This window comes from Herbidospora yilanensis (assembly GCF_001570565.1).
Lineage (GTDB): Bacteria > Actinomycetota > Actinomycetes > Streptosporangiales > Streptosporangiaceae > Herbidospora > Herbidospora yilanensis.
The window spans coordinates 24449-41845 of record NZ_BBXE01000021.1 but is presented as its reverse complement, the minus strand read 5'-3'; the positions used below and the strand labels follow the sequence as shown (position 1 = coordinate 41845).

Genomic DNA, 17397 nt, shown 5'->3' with positions numbered 1-17397 from the left:
TGAAATCAGGGTGGGTGACAGGGCAGGATGGTCCCATGAGGGATACCCGAGTCTCGGCTGCAGGTCTGCGCGAGGCCATCGACCGAAGTGGCTACTACCCCGACCTGGTCGCCGACGCCGTCGATTCCGCCCTGGGCAAGGAGAGCGTCAGCGCCTACGTCGTCCACCACGAGGCCACGTTCGACCCGGCCATGGAAGTGCGCCGGCATGTCACGGTCCTGGTGTTGTCGCCCACCCGGTTGCTCGTCTGCCACACCGACGAACACCCGCCCGCCGAGGGAAACCCCGCCTCCCACGCGTCCACGACGACCGAGGCGGTCCGGTTGAGCCGGGTCCAGTCCGTCGCGCTCACCCGGCTCGTCCCCGACCCCGCGTCCTACTCGCCCGGCGTCGCCCCCAGCGAGGTGACGCTCACCATCGGCTGGGGCGCCATCTCCCACGTCGACCTCGAACCCGCCACCTGCGGTGACGAGAACTGCGAGGCCGACCACGGCTACACCGGCTCGATCACCGCCGACGACCTCCAGCTCCGCGTCAGCGAGGCCGCCGACGGCCCCGAGGCCGTGCGCCACGTCCTGGCCTTCGCCCGTGCCCTGTCGGAGGCGACGGCGCGCACGTGATGGCCACCCTCGCCGACATCGCCGGTTCCGTCCACGCCACCTTCGACGGAGCCGGCGGCGGCACGCTGGGGCTCGACCCGGCCGAGAAGGTGTGCCTGTTCATCGTCGACGGCATGGGCGCCGACCTGCTCGCCGCCCACCCGTCCCGGGCGCCGTTCCTGTCCTCGGCCCTCGCCCGGGTGCTCACGGCCGGCCTGCCGTCGTCGACCCCGACCAGCCTGGCGACCATCGGGACCGGCGTCCTGTCGGGCAACCACGGGATGCTCGGCATCACCGTCGCGGTGCCCGGCGAGAACCGCCTGCTCAACTGCCTGCGCTGGAAGACCGACGGCCCGCCCGTCGACCCGCTGACCTGGCAGCCCGTCGACACCGTGTTCCAGCGGCTGGCCCGCCTCGACGTCGCCTCCTCCTACGTCGCGCCCGCCGCCTTCAATGGCACCGGCCTCACCGAGGCGGTCTACCGGGGCGTGCGCTACATCCCGGCCGACACCCTCGACGAACGGGTCGCGGGTGTGCACGCCGCCCTGCGCGCGACCCCCAGGGCCTACGTGACCTGCTATTACGGCGAGCTCGACGCGATGGGCCACATGACCGGCTGGGGCTCGCCCGAATGGCTCGACCAACTGGAGATCGTCGACGGCCTGGCCGAACGGCTCGCCGCGGCGCTGCCGCCCGGCGGGGTCCTCTACGTCACCGCCGACCACGGCATGGTCAACGCCACCGACAAGGTCGACCTCGACCGCCACCCCGAACTCACCGAGGGCGTCGCCCTGGTCGGCGGCGAGGCCCGGCTGCGCCACCTCTACACGGTCCCCGGCGCGGCAGGCGCGGTGCTCCAGACGTGGCGCTCGGTGCTCGGCGACCGGGCCGGGGTCGCCACCCGCGAAGAGGCGGTCGACGCCGGCTGGTTCGGCCCGGTCGACCCCGCCCTGCTGGGCCGGGTCGGCGACGTCGTCGCCGTGGCCGGCGGGGAGTGTGTGATCGCGTCGTCCCGGACAGAACCGCTGGAGTGGTCGATGACCGGCTATCACGGGTCGGTCACCCCCGCCGAACAGAACGTGCCCTTCTTGGAGATCCGCCGATGAGCCCACTGATCACCGCCGCCGAACTCGCCGACGACCTGGGCGGGGTGACCGTCCTCGACGTGCGCTGGCGTCTCGGCGGCCCGCCCGGCCCGGCCGAATACGCCCTCGGCCACATCCCCGGCGCGGTCTACTGCGACCTCGACACCGCCCTCGCGGCCCCGGCGGGCGCGGGCGGGCGTCACCCGCTGCCCTCCGCCGCCGCGTTCGAGGCGTCCATGCGGGCCCTCGGCGTCTCCGGCGGCCGTCCGGTCGTCGTGTACGACGACTGGAACGCCCTGGCCGCCGCCCGCGCCTGGTGGTGCCTGCGCTACTTCGGGCACCCCGACGTCCGGGTGCTCGACGGCGGACTGAAGGCCTGGACGGGCGAGTCGTCCAAGGACACGCCCGACGTGGCCCCCGGCGACTTCACCGCCCGCCCCGGCGGCATGCCGCTGATCACCGCCGCCCAGGCGGCGATCCTCGCCGACGACGGCGTCCTCCTCGACGCCCGCGCCCCCGAGCGCTACCGGGGCGAGGTGGAGCCGGTCGACCCCGTGGCCGGGCACATCCCCGGCGCGGTCAACGCGCCGACGACCGAGAACCTGGAGCCCGGCGGCCGTTTCCACCGGCCCGAGTTCCTGCGCGAGCGCTTCAACACCCTCGGCGTCGTCGAGGGCGTGCCGGTGGGCGCCTACTGCGGCAGCGGCGTGACGGCGGCCCACGAGGTGCTGGCGCTGGAGTCGGCCGGCATCACGGCGTCCCTGTACGCCGGATCGTGGTCCGAGTGGATCACCGACCCCGGCCGTCCGGTGGAGAGGCCCTGATCGACACCGATCCCGTGGCCTTTTCCCCGGCTCGACGGCGGATATGGGTGACGGTGGCCGTCTGGGTGATCGTCGCGGTGTTCGCCGTGTGGGCGGGGTTGTGGCTCTTCCCCGGCGACGTGGCGTTCGTGTGGGTGCAACTGGTGGCGTTCACCCCCTATGCGGCGTTGGCGTCGCCGGTGGCCCTTGTCCTGGCGTTGCTGACCCGCCGATGGGCGGCGGGTGGCGCCGCGCTGGTGGTGTGCCTGGTGTTCGCGGTGATCGTCGTGCCTCGGATGGTCGGCGAGAGCCCCTCCGGTGGGGGAGGGCCCAGGCTGCGGGTACTGGCGGTGAACCTGCTCGCGGGCGGGGCGCCCGCGGAGGAGATCGTGCGGCTGGTCCGGGAGCTCCGGGCCGACGCGGTCGCCTTCCAGGAGCTGACCCCTTCCGCGGTGGAGGCGATGGGGCGCGCGGGCATCGACGCCCTGCTGCCCCACCGGGTGACGGAAGACCGGCCGGGCACCCGCGGGTCGGGCATCTACTCGCGTTTCCCGGTGACCCGCGTGGGGTTGCTCGACTTCGGCGGGTTCGGCCAGCTCATGGGGCGGCTGGACGTCGACGGCGTGGTCGTCGACATGGTGTCGGTCCACCCGTGCGCGCCCTACACGGGGAGGCTGCACCGGTGCTGGGGCGAGGGCCTCGACGCGCTTCCCAGACCCGGCGGCCCGGCCAGGATCCTGATCGGCGACTTCAACGCGACGGTGGACCATGCCAGAGTCCGCGACCTGCTCGCCTCCGGCTACCGCGACGCGGCCGAGGCGACCGGCGACGGGCTTCTCACGACCTGGCCGGCCCTTCCCCGCGACCTTCACGGGCTGCCCATCCCGCCCGTGGCCATCGACCACGTCCTGGCCGACGACCGGACGGCGGTGCACGCCTTCTCGGTCCACCTCCTCCCGGGCACCGACCACAAGGGCGTCTTCGCGGACCTGGAGCTTCCCGGCCCGGCGAGCTGAACACGCTTCAACCGGCTTCTCAACCGGCACCGAAGCAGGCGAATCCCGGCACATCGGTGGCCGTGGCCGCCGCCGCGAGGGCCTGAGCCGGGGACCGCCCCCGGGCGAGCAGCCGGTGGAACTCCACCATCAGGCGGGCCGCCTCGTCGTCGCGGACCGGCACGATGCCCGCGATCACCGTGCGCGCCCCGCGGTCGAGGAAGGCTCCCGCCAGCCCGAACGCCGCACCGTCGGCGGGAGCCGAGGCCATTCCGGCGTCGCACGAGGACAACACCACCAGGGGCGGCACCCGCGTCAGGCGGAAGAACTCGTGCACCAGCAGCGGACCGTCGTCCAGGAGGATGCTCGACATCATCGGCCGCCGCCCGGAGAAGATGCCGTGCGCGGCGATGTGCACGATGCCCGCCCGCCCGAGGGCCGCCAGCAGCGCGCCCCGCGTGGCGGGCACCCGCTCTCCCTTCTCGTGTACGCCCACCACCGCCGCCACCTCCTGCTCCGCATGGGCCAGATCGGGCCCCGCGAGCGCCACCACGGGCCCGTCGGCCTCCCGGCGCGCGACGGCCAGCGCGGCCGAGGGCGCGACCGACACGGCCCGCCCGCGCAGCGACGGCAGCAGCGACCAGGGCAGGGAGTGCAGCGCGGCGGTGGGGACCACGCTGACGGCCCCCGGCGGCAGCCCGAGCGGCCGGACCAGTGCCTCGTCGAGCGCGGACAACTCCCGCAGCAGGCCGGGCGACAGCCCCTCCTCACCCTCGGGCCGGGTGTCGCGGAGGTTCCTCCTGCGCAGGTTGTAGCGGATCCGCACCATCGCCTCGGTGACCGCCGACAACGAACCCAGGCCGTGCAGGGAGATTCGGTCGGCGTGGGCGACCACGGCGTGGAGGGCGTCCTGGTCGCGTACCAGCTCGACCAGCACCTCGGGCCGCCCGGCCACCGGCTCCGCACCGCTGACGAGAGCCCGCCACCGCTCCGACCAGAGCAGCACCTTGCCGGCGTTCTCCTGCCTGATTGACAGCTCCAGCCCCAGCGTCGCGATCTCCTCGGCCACCCGGGAGGCCCGCCAGCGTTCGTCGGCGAGCCGCTTCACGTGCGGCACGGCACCCAGCGTCGATGTCCCGAAATTTCGGGACGTGCGAATGGCGGGGCCGGGCTCCGGGATCGGTGGCGGCGTGGCGCGGCGGAGGCCGGGCGGATCTCCCTCGGTCGTCATCGAGGCAGGCGGCTCAGGAGCCGGGTGCCCGGGAGTCGTGTCCGAGGCCAGCCGGGACATCTCCCGGAGCGACTCGGCGAACCCCAGCCGGGTCAGTTCGAGCGCCTCGCCGAGATCGCCGCCCGCCCATCGCCGCACCGCCTCCGCGTGGAACCGCGTGGCCGCACACGCGGACCCGTCCCGAACCCGGTCCAGCATCCGCTGCGCCACCACCAGCCCGCCGAGCCCGCGACCGCACCGTCGCACGAACGCCGACACCGCGAACAACCGCAGTTCGTCGGCCTCCGACCGCCACCCCGCAACCTCCAGCCCGTCGGCCCCGGCCGCGCACTCGCCGAGAAACCCGTCGTCGAGCCCGGTTTCACCCGCCTGATTCGGCCGCCCCGCCGGCGGTGTGTATTCGAGCCCGCTCTCGGCCGCCGGCGTCGGCGGTCCGTGCTCGTGCCCGCTTTCGGCCGCCGGCGTCGGTGGCCCGTGCTGGTGCCCGCTTTCGGTCACGCGTGTCGGTGGTCCGGGCTCGTGCCCACTCTCGCCCACGCGTGTCGGTGGTCCGGGCTCGTGCCCGATCTCCGACCACTGGGCCAGTCGTGCCCGCAACAACACGTCCCGCGCTCTCGGTTCCCACGTCGCCCGTCCCAGCCGCCGGAACTCCGTCAGGGCCGTCGAAGCCGTGTCCTCCGCGCGCCGCACGTCTCCCGTCAGCAACTCGACCGTCGCGAGCAGCAGCCGGGCGTGGGCGGTCGCCGGGCGGGTCGAGGCCAGGTCGGGCAGGGCCAGTTCGAGGAGCATCCGGGCCTCGCCCGGGAGGCGCGCTCCGACGAGGGCCGAGGCGAACTCGGCTCGGGTGAGGGCCAGGCGCTCCGGGGACTCGTACAGGCGATCCTCGGCGGTCAGATGGACGTCGAACGCCGCCAGGATGTCGGCGCGGCGGGCCGCCGCGAACGGGCCGTAGGACTCAGGCGCGGACACGCAGCCAGCGGGTGACCACCGGGGCGTCGCTCGGGCGGTGGTAGGCCACGCTCACCCAGCCGGGCGGGAGCCCGGCAACGGCGAACTGGCCGTCGGCGGAGGGCACCCGGACCTTCGTCACGTGAGGGGTGCGGACCTCCACGTAGGCGCTGGGCGCGGGCGGCGGGCTCACCTGGCCGGCGATCTCCAGGCGGCCCTCGTTGATGGTCGTCTCGACGTCGAGGGTCGTGTCGCCGGCCGCGAACCGGTGCATCTGCGGCTTTCCGCCCGCCCGTGCGCCCGAGGCGGCTGCCAGGTCGGCCGGGGTCGCGACGACGCAGCCCGGCAGGCGCATCGCGAGAGCGGCCATGGCGTCGGCCGCCAGGCGTCCGGGCACCGGGTCGGCCTGGGCCGCCAGACGCATCGCGGCCAGCATGTACGTCTCCAGCGCCGCCTCGTCAGCACTCAAGGGGATCCTCCGCGAGCAGATTCCGGAGTTTGGCCGAACACCGGGCCCGGGTCGGCCCCACGCTGCCCAGGGGCAGGTGCATGCGGGCCGCGACCTGCGCGTACCGCACGTCGGGGTTGAGGGCGAAGAGCCGGAGCATGGTCCGGCACGGCTCGCTGAGCCGGGACACGCGCGACCAGAGGGTGCGCCCGTAGTCGGCGTCGACGATCTCGGTCGTCGGGTCGGGCGCCGCCAGCGTGGGATGTTCGTAGAGGTCGGGCGGGTCGGCCGGGAACTCCTGCCCGGCCCGGCGGCCGAGCCGCAACGCCTCGCGCCGCGTCGTCGTCATCAGCCACGCGCCGACCGCCCGCGGGTCGCGGATGCGGTCGACGCTCTCGACCAGCCGGAGCCACGCTCCCTGTACGGCGTCGGCCGCGTCCGCCGCCCCCAGACCCGCCGCCCGCGCCACGGCCCACATCTGACCGTTGAAACTGGCGACCAGCTCAGACCATGCGTGGTCGTCGAGCAGATCGAGAGGGATCGATTCGTCGTGGACCTCGAAAAGCACGCGTCACTGACCCTTTCCGCACCGACCTCACCGACGGTGCTGACAGAGGAGCGTTGCGTGAGCAACTCTAACCATGGTGTCCGGCGCGGCCCGGTGAGATCGCGGAATTCCGGAAGGACGGCCAACTTCCACGATCGCGCCGATTTACGCCTTCAGGAGAGACCGATTCGCTTGGCGGCCAAGCGGGAATCGGTATGACCCTCCTCTGGTGCCCCGCCGCGACGGACGGTAGTCTCTCCTAGAGTCACTTGTGATCATCCCAGTATGAGGCCGTTGGGGAAGGCGCACCTCGTACGAATCGGGAGGTCCGGTGGCTGCTGCTCGTGGCGTCCTGTACGTCCACTCGGCTCAGCCTGCGCTGTGCCCACACATCGAGTGGGCCGTCGCAGGCATTCTTGGCGTTCCCGTCGACCTGACGTGGACGCCCCAGCCCGCTGCGCCGGGCGCCCTGCGCGCCCAGGCCGAATGGGAGGGGCCCGCCGGCGTCGCCGCCAAGATCACCTCTTCGCTCATGGGGTGGCAGCGCATCCGCTTCGAGATCACCGAAGACCCGTCGCCGGGCAGCGACGGCTCCCGTCACGCGTACACCCCCGCCCTGGGCGCCTTCACGGCGACCATAGGCGTCAACGGCGACATCCTGATCCCGGAGGACCGCCTCCGGAACGTCATGCTGATGGCCAGCCAGGGTCGCGCGGTGCTGGAAGACGAACTCGACAAACTGCTCGGCAAGCAGTGGGACGAGGAACTGGAGTCCTTCCGGTACGCCGGCGAGGGCGCTCCGGTCCGCTGGCTCCACGCGGCCGTCTAGCGAGGGCGCGCGCCCCCCCCGGCCGCGCGCCCACCCGCCCTCCACCACGCCCACCGGCCGGGGCCGCCTCACCCGGCCGCCACCTCCCGTGCCGCATGCCGCCCGGCGTTCTGCCCGCTTCTGCGACACACCGGGCGCTGGGTGCCCATCGGCCTGGACCGCCCGAGCCTTCCGCCACGTGGACCAGGTGCCCGGCGGAGGCGCCGCCTCCCCGTGTGACGGTTTCAGATGCCCGCGCATCCCCGTCGGTTCGGGACTTCTCTCGCCAAGCGGAAGCGTTTCGGTTCAGACGCCCGCCCGATTGCGGATCCACGCCTGGGGATGTAGGTGACGGGAGGCTCACCCTTTCGCCACCCCAGTCCTCAGACCGGGAACAGAACGGTCCTGCCGGGTGAGCCTGCCGGTGGCCGCCTCGTCGTGGACGGCGGCCAGGTCGGTCAGCGGCCGGCGACGTCGATGCGCAGGGTCCCGGCGTCGGCCACATGCGCGCCCTGCCGCCCCGCTCGGCCGCACCCCGCAGGAAACGCTCCGAATAGAGCCGGGAACGCCGGAACGCCGCCCCCGCCAGCGGCGGGAGCGGCGCTCAGGACGTGCGGAGAACTAGAGCGGGATGTTCCCGTGGGCGCCCCGTGCCGGCGTCGCGCGGGCGATCACCTTGGCGATGGCCCCGCGGGTCTCCTCGGGCTTGATGACCTCGTCGACCACGCCCAGGTCGACCGCGCGGTCGAGGCCGCCGGCGATCTTCTCGTGCTCCTCGGCCAGGCGGTTCTCGAGGTCGGCCCGCTCCTCGTCGGGGACGGCGGCCAGCTCGCGCCGCTTCAGGATGCGCACCGCCGCGACCGCGCCCATGACCGCGATCTGGGCCGTCGGCCAGGCGAACACGCGGGTCGCGCCGAGGGCGCGGGAGTTCATCGCGATGTAGGCCCCGCCGTAGGACTTGCGGGTCACCAGCGTCACCCGGGGCACCGAGGCCTCGGCGAACGCGTGGAGGAGCTTGGCCCCGCGGCGGACGACGCCGTCGTGCTCCTGGCCGACGCCCGGCAGGTAGCCGGGCACGTCGACCAGCACGACCAGCGGCACCCCGAACGCGTCGCACATGCGCACGAACCGGGCCGCCTTCTCGGCGGAGGTCGAGTCGAGGCAACCGCCGAGGCGCATCGGGTTGTTGGCGATGACGCCGACGGTCCGGCCGCCGAGACGGCCCAGGGACGTCACGATGTTGGGCGCCCACTTGGGGTGGAGCTCCACGCCCGGCTCGTCGAGCAGGCCGTTGACCAGCGGCTTCACGTCGTAGGCGCGGCGCACGTTGTCGGGCAGCAGGGTCGAGAAGTCGACTTCGCCGACCTCGCCCAGCCGGACCCGGCCCTGGTGACCGAGCAGGGTGGCGACCTGGCGGGCCTTCAGCAGGGCCTCGGGCTCCGACTTGGTCACGATGTGGACCACGCCGCTGCGCTTGCTGTGGGGCTCGGGGCCGCCCAGCGACGCCATGTCGATCGTCTCGCCGGTCACGGAACGGACGACGTCGGGGCCGGTCACGAAGATGCGGCCCTCGTCGGCGAGGATCACGATGTCGGTCAGCGCCGGGCCGTAGGCCGCCCCGCCCGCCGCCGCGCCGACCACGACGGAGATCTGGGGCACGATGCCCGACGCCTTCGTCATGGCCGCGAAGACGCGGCCCACGGCGTGGAGCGACTCCACGCCCTCGGCGAGGCGGGCGCCGCCCGAGTGCCAGACGCCGATGATCGGCACGCGCTCGCGGACCGCCACGTCGTAGGCGTGGACGATGTGCTCGCAGCCCTCGGCGCCCATCGCGCCGCCCTGGACGCGGGCGTCGCTGCAGAACGCCACGACGGGGACGCCCTCGACGCGGCCGGTGACCGCCAGGGCCCCGCTCTTGTCCTGCGGCGAGATCAGCCGCATGGAACCCTCGTCGAGCAGGTGGCCCAGCCGGACGACGGGATCGCGGGGGTCGGCCGCCTCCTGGTCGGAGGCGGCGGTCACCACCCTGTTGTCAACGACAGTCATTGCGTCCCTCTCAGACGGCTGATCAAGCAGTGGTGAAGGCGACGGCGACGTTGTGGCCGCCGAAGCCGAAGGAGTTGTTGATCGCGGCGAGTTGCCCGTCGGGGAGCTTGCGCGGCTCGCCGCGCACGATGTCCACGTCGAGGCCGTCGGCCGGGTCGTCGAGGTTCGCGGTGGCGGGCACGACGCGCTCGCTCAGCGCCAGGATCGTGAAGACGGACTCGATGCCGCCCGCGCCGCCCAGCAGGTGACCGGTCATCGACTTGGTCGAGGTGACGAGCGGGGAGCCGGGGAGCGCCTCGCGGATGGCCCGCGCCTCGATCTCGTCGCCGACGGGCGTCGAGGTGGCGTGGGCGTTGACGTGGCGCACGTCGGCGGCGCTGATGCCCGCGTCGGCGATGGCCGTCAGCATCGCGGTCTTGCCGCCGATGCCGCTCGGCTCCGGCGCGGAGATGTGGTGGCCGTCGGAGGTGATGCCGACGCCGGCCGCGACCGCGTAGATCTTCGCGCCGCGCGCCTTCGCGTGGGCCTCCGACTCCAGGACGACGATGCCGGCGCCCTCGCCGAGCACGAACCCGTCGCGGCCCTTGTCGAAGGGGCGCGAGGCGCGGTGGGGCTCGTCGTTGCGGGTCGACATGGCGCGCATGGCCGCGAACGAGGCCATGTTCAGCGGGTGGATGGCCGCCTCGCTGCCGCCGGCGACGACGACGTCGGCGCGGCCGGAGCGGATCATCTCGATGGCCTGGCCGATCGACTCGGCGCCGGTCGCGCAGGCGCTGACCGCCGCGTGGGTGCCCGCCTGGGCGCCCAGGTCGATGGAGATCCAGCCCGCGGCGCCGTTGGGCATGAGCATCGGGACGGTGTACGGCGAGAGCCGGTTCCACCCCTTGTCGCGGTAGGTGTCGTAGGCCTGCAGGATCGTGTTGATGCCGCCGATGCCGGAGCCGACGACCACGCCGAGCCGGGTCGGCTCGACCTCGGGCGCGCCGGCGTCCTGCCAGGCCTGCCGGGCGGCGATCAGGGCGAACTGCTCGTAGCGGTCGAGACGCCTGGCCTCGGGTCGGGGCAGCACCTCACCGGGGTCGACCGCGGCGACGCCGGCGAACTTCGCCGGGACGGTGTCGACCCAGTCTTCGGTGAGGGTGCGGATGCCCGACCGCCCGTCGAGGAGCGCCGCCCAGGTCGAGGCGACGTCTCCACCAAGGGGCGTCGTCGTGCCGAGTCCGGTGACGACGACTCGCACCCGGTTGGTACTCACTTTGGCTGCACTCCTCTACGGTCGAACGGTTGCGCTGGGGAACTCAGTTCTGGATGAAGTTGATGACGTCCTTGACGGTCTTCAGGTGCTTGAGCTGGTCGTCGGGGATCTCCGCGCCGAACTCGTCCTGGGCCGCCACGGCGATCTCGACCATCGACAGCGAGTCGATGTCCAGGTCGTCGACGAAGCTCTTCTCCGGGGTCACCTCGGAGGCCGGGATACCGGTGATCTCGTTGACGATCTTGCCGAGGCCAGCCAGGATCTCCTGCTCGGTGACTGCCATGTCTCTCCTTTGAGTGGTGTTTCTGGGTTTTCGTACGGCGAAGACCGTACAGGCATTAAGGGATCTCGATGACCTGGGAGGCGTAGGTCAGGCCCGCCCCGAAGCCCAGGAGGAGCGCGAGGCCGCCCGAGGGCACCTCGCCCTGTTCGATCATGCGGGACAGCGCGAGCGGGATCGACGCGGCCGAGGTGTTGCCGGCCAGCACGATGTCGCGGGCGACGACGGCCTTGTCGGCGCCGAGCTTGCGCGCGATGGCCTCGATGATGCGCAGGTTCGCCTGGTGGGGCACGAACGCCGCCAGGTCGGCGGGGGCCACGCCCGCACGCTCGCACGCCTCTTTGGCCACCGGGTGAAGGGCCGTGGTGGCCCAGCGGAACACCGTCTGACCTTCCTGGTGAAGGGACGACGACCGGTCTTGGATCATGATGGCGTCGGCCTTGTCGCCCGCGCTGCCCCACACGACCGGGCCGATGGCCGGGGTCTCGGACGGGACGACGACCGCCGCGCCGGCCCCGTCGGCGAAGATCACCGAGGTGGCGCGGTCGTTGACGTCGACCCACTGGGTGAGCTTCTCGGTGCCGATGACCAGCACGTTCCTGGCCGAGCCCGCGCGGATCGAGTCGCTGGCCGCGGCGAGGGCGTAACAGAAGCCCGCGCAGGCCGCGTTGAGGTCGTAGGCGCCCGGCGCCTGGACGCCGAGCCGGTGGGCGACCCGCCCGGCCAGGTTCGGGATCGGGGCCTCGGGGGTGCAGGTGGCGACGATCACCAGGTCGATGTCGGCGGCCGCCAGGCCGCTCGCGGCCAGAGCCTTGCCGCCGGCCTGCACGGCCAGATCGATCTCGGACTCCTCGGGACCGGCGAAGCGGCGCTCCTTGATGCCGACCCGGCTCTGGATCCACTCGTCGTTGGTCTCGATGATCTTGGCGAGATCGTCGTTGGTGACCACGTTCGCCGGCTGGTAGTGGCCGAAGGCCAGCACCTTGGCGCCCGGCGCCCCCGCGGGCAGCTTCACTTGATCGCCTCCTTGGCGGCGTCGAGGGCCGGGGTCAGGTCGGCGGGGGTCTTCAGCGCGACGGTCACGGAACCGGGCAGGCCACGCTTGGCCAGGCCGGTCAGGGTGCCGCCGGGCAGCAGCTCGATCATGGTGACGGGGGTGTCGCCGGCCTCCTGGGCCATGGTCTCCATGCACAGGTCCCAGCGGACCGGGTTGCTGACCTGGTTGACCATGCGGTCGACGGCGTCGCGGCCCGACATGACGATCGCGCCGTCGGCGTTGGACAGCAGCCGGATCGCCGGGTCGGCCGGGGTGACGTCGGCCGCGGCGGCGCGCAGCCGCTCGACGGCCGGAGCCATGTGGTGGGTGTGGAAGGCCCCGGCGACCGCGAGGGCACGCAGGCGGGCCCGCTGCGGCGGGTCGGCCTGGAGGGCCTCAAGCTGCTCCAGCGTGCCGCCCGCGACGATCTGACCGGCGCCGTTGTTGTTGGCGGGGGTAAGGCCGTGCTTGGCGAGGGCGTCGAGGACGTCGACGCCGCCCAGGACGGCGGTCATGCCGGTCGCGGTGACGGCGGCGGCCTCGGCCATCGCCCGGCCGCGCTCGGCGACCAGCGAGACGGCCTGGTCGGCGGTGATCACTCCGGCCAGGGCGGCCGCGGCGAACTCACCGACGCTGTGGCCGGCGACCAGGTCGGCGGTGACGCCGAGCTCCTCGAAGGCGGCCAGCGCGGCGGCCACCAGAAGGGGCTGCGCGACGGCCGTGTCGCGGATCTCCTCGGCCTCGGCGGTGGTGCCGTAGGCGACGAGATCGAGCTTCGCGATCTCCGACCATGCTGACAGACGGTCACGGAATCCGGGGAGCTCCAGCCACGGACTCAGGAAGCCTGGAGTTTGGGCGCCTTGTCCCGGCGCGACGATGACGAGCACGGTACCACCCTGCCCTGTAGCCCTTCGACACAGAGCTGGGGATCCGAACGAACTTCTGCCCGCCTCTGTTGTGGAATCCCTACAGTTCCGGTTTCTCCGCAATTAATATGCGGCGGTCAGATTACGGTCAGTCGACCGAGTATCAACCCAACCTGAAGGGTGAATGCGGACCGCCCCTCCGTCGGCGTGTAGCCCGTCAGTTCGGCGATCTTCCGGAGCCGGTAACGCACCGTGTTCGGATGGACGAACAGCAGCCGCGCCGTCGCCTCCAGCGAGGTGCCCTGTTCGAGGTAGGTCGCGAGGGTGTCGAGCAGCGGGGTGCCGGCCAGCGGTTTGAACACGTTCTCGACCAGCGCCGCGCGGGCGTCCTCGTCGCCGTCGATGGCCCGTTCGGCGAGCAGGTCGTCGGCGAGCACGGGCCGGGGCGCGTCGGGCCACCCCGCGGCGGCCCGCAGCCCGGCGATGGCGGCCCGCGCCGACCGGGCGGCGGCGTGCAGGTCGGGCACCTCGGGGCCGATCACGATCGGACCGGCGGCGAACCTCGGCACGACCAGGCGGGCGGCCTCCTTCATGCTGTCGGCCCCGCCGACGATCACGATCAGCCGGTCGCCCTGGACCCCGGCGAGCAGGTCGTGGCCCGCCCGCCGGCCCCGGTCGCGCAGGCCGTCGATGACGCTCTGGGGGTCGTCGCCCGGGGCGTGGCCGGCGAAGACGACCACGGGGGCGGAGGTCCAGCCGAGGGCGGCGGCCCAGGAGTGGAGGCCGTCGTCGACCTCGCCCCGCACCAGCGCGTCGACGATCAGGGCCTCCAGCCGGGCGTCCCACGACCCCCGGGCCTCGGCCTCGCGGGCGTACACCTGGGCGGCGGCGAAGGCGACGTCGCGGGTGTAGCGCAACATCGCGTTGCGCAGCACCTCCTCGCCGCCGGGCGCGGCGAGCTCCTCGACCTCGGCCTCGACCACCTCGACCACGATGCGGACCAGGTCGACGGTCTGCTGGAGGGAGACGCTGCGTTTGAGCTCGCGGGGCGCGGTGCCGAAGAACTCGATGCTCGGGGTCGGGCGGCCCTGCCCGGCGTGGCCGAACCACTCGACGAAGGCGGCGATCCCGGCCTGGGCGACCAGGCCGACCCAGGAACGGTCCTCGGCCGACAGGGCGCGGTACCAGGCGAGCTGCTCCTCCATGCGGGCCATCGCGGCGGTGCCCAGACTCCCCATGGCGCGGTCGAGCCGCCGCGCCGTGTCTTCACGCACCCTGTCGTTCACGGTTATAGCGTGCCAGGTCGCCTGTGCGGATTCGCCAACGGTGGGGCCGTGGCAAGCTGGGACGGTGTACCGGGAACGGCCGTCGGTCATTCCGGGCGCGGTCGTGTGGCACACGCCCGCTGTGGCAGCCGAGACCGCGCGCCGGGTCCTGCCCGACGGCTGCATGGACCTGCTGTGGACGTCCGGCCGCCTCGTCGTGGCCGGGCCGGATTCGGTCGCCTACCAGACGACGATCACCCCGGGGGCCGACTACACCGGCCTGCGGTTCGCCCCCGGCGACCTGCCTGAGCTGCTCGGCGTGCCGGCCGGTGAGCTGCGCGACCGCCGGGTCCCGCTCGACGAGGTCTGGACGGCGGGCCGGGTGCGGGCCCTGGAGAACCGGCTGCGCGGAGGCGGGGGGATCGAGGCCGTGGCCGCCGATCTGCGGCCCGATCCGGTGGTGCGCGCCGCCGTGGGGCTGATCGGCGGCGGGCTGGGCGTGGCCGCCGCGGCCGGCCGGCTCGATCTGGGCGAGCGCCGCTTCCACCGGCTCTGCCTGCGTGCCTTCGGCTACGGGCCGAAGACGCTGGGCCGCATCCTGCGGATGAACCGGGCGCTGGAGAGGGCCCGGTCGGGGGGCGCGTTCGCCCAGGTGGCCCACGACGAGGGCTACGCCGACCAGGCCCACCTCGCGCGGGAGGTGCGGGCGCTGACCGGGGTCACGCTGACGGATCTCGTGGGGCGTACAGATCGACGCTGATGCCGTCGGGGTCGGTCAGGACGGCGTAGCGCTGCCCCCAGAAGGCGTCCCAGGGCGGCAGGTGGCCGAACTCCGCCATCGCGGCGTAGGTCCTGTCGACCTCGGCCGGACCGTCACACTGGAACGCCAGGCCGGTCCGGCCGGGGCCCGGGGTCCATTCGGGGTCGAACGACCTGATGGTCTCCTCGGTGTCCCAGCACAGGCGGAAGCCGCCGGGCAGGGTCACCTCGACGTGGGGCTCGCCGTCGGCCTCGGCCGGGAGGTCCAGGCCGAGGCGGCGGTAGAAGGCGAGCGACCGGCCCATGTCGCTGACGACCAGGCCGATGACGTTGAACTGAATTGCCATGGTCCGACGGTACGAGACCGCGTACGGGACCGTCTTGAAGGAATCGGACGGGGTCAGATGACCGCGACGGCCGTGATGAGGCCGATGGCGACGTGGGTGACCGAGAGCAGGACGGCGGCGGGCTGGAGGGTCGGCTCGGCGACCAGGGCGCGGATGGAGATGCCGGCCACCTTGTCGAAGGCGAACATGCCGAGTGTCTGCACGGCGATGCCGAGCACGCCGAACACGGCGGTGGCGATCAGCCCCTCCTGGAGCCGGCCGCCGGAGGAGAAGATCGAGGCGGCCACGATCAGCCCGACGGCCGCCAGGCCCGCCGAGGTGAGGGCGGTCGCGTTGGGGTTGCGGTCTTCCCGGATGAGCTTGCTGAGCTTGCCCGGCGTGGCCATGTCGATGACGTAGAAACCGACGATCAGCAGCAGCACGCCGAGGACGGCGTAGGCGGCGATCGCCAGGGCGCCGTTGCCGAGGACCTCGCCGAACGAAGTGGTGTCCATTGACCCTGCTCCTATTGGGGGGTGTTAACCGTTGATTCGATGGGGGACGAACGACGAGGTGTCGTCGGTGATCAGGCCGGCCGTCTCCCGGATGCCGAGCCCGGCCGACTCGTCCTCCACCACCCAGGCGCCCAGAACGGGCCGCTGGCCGTCGAAGTCGGGCAGGGCCTGGAACTCCTGGAAGACGAACCCTTCGGCGCCATAGGAGCCTCCGGTCTCCAGGGAGTGTGCGGGCGACAGGATCGTCATCGACGCGCCCTCGCGGCCCAAGAGCGGCTTGCGGATGAATCCTGCCAGGTCACGGGGGCCGTCGAGGTAGGCGGGCAGCAGGTTCGGGTGGCCGGGGTAGAGCTCCCAGAGCACCGCCAGCAGCGCCTTGTTCGACAGCAGCATCTTCCACGCCGGTTCGATCCAGGTCATCGACGGCATCAGCCGCAGCGCGTGGGCGCCGAACGGCTCGTGCACGATCCACTCCCACGGATAGAGCTTGCAGAGCGACCGGATGACCCGCTCCTCGACGTCGACGAACCGGCGGTTGAGCGCGTCCCAGCCGATGTCCTCCATGGCGATGGAGACGGTGGCCAGCCCGGCCTGGGTGGCGGTCTCCTGGAGGTAGCCGAGGGTCATCGCCTCCTCGCCGGAGGTGTCGAGGCTCGTCCAGGCGAAGTGGGAGGGGCCCGTCGGGAGGGTCGCGGCGATGGCCTTCCAGCGGTCGACCAGGCGTTCGTGGATGGAGTTCCACTGGTCGTCGTCGGGGAAGACGTCTTTCAGCCAGTACCACTGGACGACCGAGCTCTCTAGCAGGCTGGTCGGGGTGTCGGCGTTGTATTCGAGCAGCTTCGCCGGGCCGGAGCCGTCGTAGCGGAGGTCGAAGCGGCCGAACAGGTGGGGTTCGCGGCGATACCAGGAGTCCTTGATCGCTTGCGTCCACTCGGGGGGCACGGCGAAGTCGTGGAAGCGGCCGGTGGCCACGACGTGGTCGACCGCCTCCAGGCACATGCGATGGAGCTCCTCGACCTGGGCCTCCAGCGTGAGCACCTCGTCCATCGAGAAGACGTAGTGGACGCTCTCGTCCCAGTAGGGCCGGTCGACTCCGCTCGGGTGGGCGGAGCGGTGGTAGGCCAGGCCGTGGCTCTCGACCGTGGTCTCCCAGCCGTGCCGGGGTGCGGACCGTTCCCTGCGCACGGGTCAGCTGCCGCCGCTGCTGCGCGAGCCGAAGCCGCCCCGCTGGATGACCTTGCCGGACCGGGTGGAGATCTGCGCGTTCGCCGGGCGCAGCGTGGTGCCGCCCCGGATGTGCGCGCCGCTGCGGACGCCGCCGTAATACCACCCGTAGGCGCCGTGGGAGCCGTGGTAGACCCGGCCGTCGTCGTCGCACAGGTCGTCGTCGACGATCGGGTAGGACCCGTCGGGCAGCGGGTTGTTCATGTCGACGCAGTCGGCGTCGACCTCCTCGTAGTCGTCGTCGACGGCCGCGCAGAAACCCACGACCAGAACCGACAACACGCCGATGGCGCCCAGCTTGACGGCGGTGGAGGCCTTCTTGTTCTTCTTCGGCGGCGGACCGCCGGCCATGGGGAACGTC

The 17397-nt window shown here is 72.6% G+C and carries 19 protein-coding genes; 6 read left to right on the top strand and 13 right to left on the bottom strand.

What is annotated here, in order from left to right:
- The first annotated feature begins 35 nt into the window (after positions 1-35).
- Genes AW273_RS15415 through AW273_RS15400 form a run of 4 tightly spaced genes read left to right on the top strand, consistent with a single transcriptional unit; the run spans position 36 to position 3503 of the window.
- Entirely contained in the window at positions 36-620 is a 585-nt protein-coding gene (locus AW273_RS15415; protein ID WP_030454595.1) for a DUF5998 family protein, read from the top strand.
- Positions 620-1705: an alkaline phosphatase family protein gene (locus AW273_RS15410; RefSeq protein WP_062349010.1), complete on the top strand. Its 1086-nt coding sequence runs from the start codon at positions 620-622 to the stop codon at positions 1703-1705. Before AW273_RS15415 ends, AW273_RS15410 begins: the two co-directional genes overlap by 1 nt.
- Entirely contained in the window at positions 1702-2508 is an 807-nt protein-coding gene (locus AW273_RS15405; protein ID WP_062349009.1) for a sulfurtransferase, read from the top strand. Before AW273_RS15410 ends, AW273_RS15405 begins: the two co-directional genes overlap by 4 nt.
- Before the next feature lie 47 nt (positions 2509-2555).
- A complete protein-coding gene (locus tag AW273_RS15400; RefSeq protein ID WP_062349008.1) occupies positions 2556-3503 on the top strand; it encodes an endonuclease/exonuclease/phosphatase family protein in 948 nt (315 codons plus the stop codon).
- Positions 3504-3522: 19 nt separating this feature from the next.
- Here AW273_RS15400 and AW273_RS15395 read toward each other — a convergent pair whose 3' ends face one another.
- From AW273_RS15395 to AW273_RS15385, 3 genes are read right to left on the bottom strand one after another with little or no spacing between them, the layout of a single operon-like run.
- The gene (locus AW273_RS15395; protein ID WP_062349007.1) at positions 3523-5682 is read right to left on the bottom strand and encodes a CHAT domain-containing protein; all 2160 of its coding nucleotides are present in this window, start codon (positions 5680-5682) and stop codon (positions 3523-3525) included.
- Complete coding sequence (locus AW273_RS15390; RefSeq protein WP_198168161.1) at positions 5669-6130, bottom strand: hypothetical protein; 462 nt, start codon at positions 6128-6130, stop codon at positions 5669-5671. The genes AW273_RS15395 and AW273_RS15390 overlap by 14 nt, the downstream gene beginning before the upstream one ends.
- Complete coding sequence (locus AW273_RS15385; RefSeq protein ID WP_062349005.1) at positions 6120-6677, bottom strand: RNA polymerase sigma factor; 558 nt, start codon at positions 6675-6677, stop codon at positions 6120-6122. The genes AW273_RS15390 and AW273_RS15385 overlap by 11 nt, the downstream gene beginning before the upstream one ends.
- A 310-nt stretch (positions 6678-6987) precedes the next feature.
- Between AW273_RS15385 and AW273_RS15380 the strand changes: the two genes are divergently transcribed.
- Positions 6988-7485, top strand: a complete 498-nt coding sequence (locus tag AW273_RS15380; RefSeq protein WP_062349004.1) for a DUF3145 domain-containing protein — start codon at positions 6988-6990, stop codon at positions 7483-7485.
- Between the two features lie 600 nt (positions 7486-8085).
- On the opposite strand, the gene AW273_RS15375 is transcribed toward AW273_RS15380, so the two are convergent.
- The 6 genes from AW273_RS15375 to AW273_RS15350 all read right to left on the bottom strand — a co-directional run bounded on the left by AW273_RS15375 (position 8086) and on the right by AW273_RS15350 (position 14185).
- On the bottom strand, positions 8086-9510 hold the full coding sequence (locus tag AW273_RS15375; RefSeq protein ID WP_062349003.1) for an acyl-CoA carboxylase subunit beta: 1425 nt from the start codon (positions 9508-9510) through the stop codon (positions 8086-8088).
- 22 nt (positions 9511-9532) lie between these two features.
- Positions 9533-10765, bottom strand: coding sequence for a beta-ketoacyl-ACP synthase II (fabF, locus tag AW273_RS15370; RefSeq protein WP_062349002.1), 1233 nt, complete (start codon positions 10763-10765; stop codon positions 9533-9535).
- Between the two features lie 43 nt (positions 10766-10808).
- On the bottom strand, positions 10809-11048 hold the full coding sequence (locus AW273_RS15365) for an acyl carrier protein (RefSeq protein ID WP_030454584.1): 240 nt from the start codon (positions 11046-11048) through the stop codon (positions 10809-10811).
- 55 nt (positions 11049-11103) lie between these two features.
- Positions 11104-12060, bottom strand: coding sequence for a beta-ketoacyl-ACP synthase III (locus AW273_RS15360; RefSeq protein ID WP_062349001.1), 957 nt, complete (start codon positions 12058-12060; stop codon positions 11104-11106).
- On the bottom strand, positions 12057-12968 hold the full coding sequence (locus AW273_RS15355; RefSeq protein ID WP_062349000.1) for an ACP S-malonyltransferase: 912 nt from the start codon (positions 12966-12968) through the stop codon (positions 12057-12059). Before AW273_RS15355 ends, AW273_RS15360 begins: the two co-directional genes overlap by 4 nt.
- Before the next feature lie 116 nt (positions 12969-13084).
- Positions 13085-14185: a PucR family transcriptional regulator gene (locus AW273_RS15350; protein ID WP_062349167.1), complete on the bottom strand. Its 1101-nt coding sequence runs from the start codon at positions 14183-14185 to the stop codon at positions 13085-13087.
- A 112-nt stretch (positions 14186-14297) separates the two neighbouring features.
- Between AW273_RS15350 and AW273_RS15345 the strand changes: the two genes are divergently transcribed.
- The gene (locus AW273_RS15345) at positions 14298-14972 is read left to right on the top strand and encodes a helix-turn-helix domain-containing protein (RefSeq protein WP_198168160.1); all 675 of its coding nucleotides are present in this window, start codon (positions 14298-14300) and stop codon (positions 14970-14972) included.
- Here the strand turns inward: AW273_RS15345 and AW273_RS15340 are convergent.
- Genes AW273_RS15340 through AW273_RS15325 form a run of 4 tightly spaced genes read right to left on the bottom strand, consistent with a single transcriptional unit; the run spans position 14932 to position 17387 of the window.
- On the bottom strand, positions 14932-15318 hold the full coding sequence (locus AW273_RS15340; RefSeq protein WP_062348999.1) for a VOC family protein: 387 nt from the start codon (positions 15316-15318) through the stop codon (positions 14932-14934). The two genes, AW273_RS15345 and AW273_RS15340, sit on opposite strands and share 41 nt — an antisense overlap.
- A 53-nt stretch (positions 15319-15371) precedes the next feature.
- Positions 15372-15812, bottom strand: coding sequence for a DUF350 domain-containing protein (locus tag AW273_RS15335; RefSeq protein WP_062348998.1), 441 nt, complete (start codon positions 15810-15812; stop codon positions 15372-15374).
- Positions 15813-15836: 24 nt separating this feature from the next.
- On the bottom strand, positions 15837-16997 hold the full coding sequence (locus AW273_RS15330; protein ID WP_062348997.1) for a glutathionylspermidine synthase family protein: 1161 nt from the start codon (positions 16995-16997) through the stop codon (positions 15837-15839).
- A gap of 3 nt (positions 16998-17000) precedes the next feature.
- The gene (locus AW273_RS15325; RefSeq protein WP_062348996.1) at positions 17001-17387 is read right to left on the bottom strand and encodes a hypothetical protein; all 387 of its coding nucleotides are present in this window, start codon (positions 17385-17387) and stop codon (positions 17001-17003) included.
- Positions 17388-17397: the final 10 nt, after the last annotated feature.

Excerpts from the sequence above, each read along its gene's own strand:
- AW273_RS15415 (WP_030454595.1), top strand. The coding sequence starts at position 36 with ATGAGGGATACCCGAGTCTCGGCTGCAGGTCTGCGCGAGGCCATCGAC.
- AW273_RS15410 (WP_062349010.1), top strand. The coding sequence starts at position 620 with ATGGCCACCCTCGCCGACATCGCCGGTTCCGTCCACGCCACCTTCGAC.
- AW273_RS15405 (WP_062349009.1), top strand. The coding sequence starts at position 1,702 with ATGAGCCCACTGATCACCGCCGCCGAACTCGCCGACGACCTGGGCGGG.
- AW273_RS15375 (WP_062349003.1), bottom strand. The coding sequence starts at position 9,510 with ATGACTGTCGTTGACAACAGGGTGGTGACCGCCGCCTCCGACCAGGAG.
- AW273_RS15365 (WP_030454584.1), bottom strand. The coding sequence starts at position 11,048 with ATGGCAGTCACCGAGCAGGAGATCCTGGCTGGCCTCGGCAAGATCGTC.
- AW273_RS15350 (WP_062349167.1), bottom strand. The coding sequence starts at position 14,185 with ATGGGGAGTCTGGGCACCGCCGCGATGGCCCGCATGGAGGAGCAGCTC.
- AW273_RS15340 (WP_062348999.1), bottom strand. The coding sequence starts at position 15,318 with ATGGCAATTCAGTTCAACGTCATCGGCCTGGTCGTCAGCGACATGGGC.
- AW273_RS15335 (WP_062348998.1), bottom strand. The coding sequence starts at position 15,812 with ATGGACACCACTTCGTTCGGCGAGGTCCTCGGCAACGGCGCCCTGGCG.
- AW273_RS15325 (WP_062348996.1), bottom strand. The coding sequence starts at position 17,387 with ATGGCCGGCGGTCCGCCGCCGAAGAAGAACAAGAAGGCCTCCACCGCC.